The sequence below is a fragment of the Xenorhabdus sp. NBAII XenSa04 genome (assembly GCF_963866145.1).
In the GTDB taxonomy this organism is placed as follows: domain Bacteria; phylum Pseudomonadota; class Gammaproteobacteria; order Enterobacterales; family Enterobacteriaceae; genus Xenorhabdus; species Xenorhabdus indica.
Map to the genome: position 1 here is coordinate 1 of NZ_CAWMEB010000039.1, position 1,021 is coordinate 1,021.

At 47.1% G+C, this 1,021-nt stretch carries 1 protein-coding gene; it reads right to left on the reverse strand.

The features are described 5' to 3' along the window. Window positions 1–1,021: reverse transcriptase domain-containing protein (locus tag AAC147_RS01930; RefSeq protein WP_047685177.1), on the reverse strand; the 1,021-nt coding region annotated here is incomplete at both ends.

Here is a 1,021-nt window from a genome sequence, read left to right on the forward strand (position 1 = left end):
GATGGTCAGAACACGCCTTTTGTCAGGTGTATTCAGGTTCTTCCAGAGGAAGTCCCTGAGTCCCTTCAATTTGGCGGCAAAACGGTCTTTTCGACTGGTCAACTTCAGTCGCCAGAAACCCTTTCGCGATATCCCCCAGTAGCAGGTAAATCCCAGAAAGTTAAACGCAGGTAAGCGCCCGCCAGACTGGTTAGCTCTCATTGCTGCAACGTGACCCGCCGGAATTAATTGCGATTTGTCACTGTGCAACGCCAGACCGTATTTACTCAGTCGTTTAGGTAATATCTTATAAAAGCGTTTTGCCTCACTCAGGAACTCAAAGGTAAACACCATATCATCAGCATACCTTACCATTCCTGCCCGACCATGAATGTGTGAACGGCTGGTTTCATCATACCATTCATCTATCACATAGTGCAGGTAGATATTGGCAAGTACCGGCGACAAGATTGACTCTTGGGGACATCCGCACACATTGTCGGATATCTGTTTACCCTCGATAATGGGTGCCGTTATTAAGACCTTAATGAGTCTGAGGAAACGACGATCTGATATCTTCTTCCGCAGTAAATTCATCAACTCAATATGGGGTATCGTGTTAAAGTACTGTCGGATGTCAATTTCCACAACCGCACCATTCCAGTTACGGTATGTTTGCTGTTGTAATGCCTTCAATGCCGCATGACAATTTAATCCCGGCCGAAACCCGTATGAACACGGTAGAAACAGCGGCTCATAAATTCGGCTGAGAATATCACTGACCGCAAGTTGCACCCGTTTGTCCTCTGTGCACGAAATCACCAGTGGCCGTTTACTACCATCCTCTTTCGGGATCTGCGTGATTCTGGCGGCTTTCGGGCGAGATGTCCCTCTGCGTATTCGCAGGATGAGATTGTGAATATTCCCATCAAGATGTTCCCCGTAAGCGGATTTTGTCATGCGATCAATACCTGCCGCTTTATTCCCGTCAAGCCGTAGGAATTGTCCTTTCAGCATGTTACTGTTCAGCAAATGCCCTAAA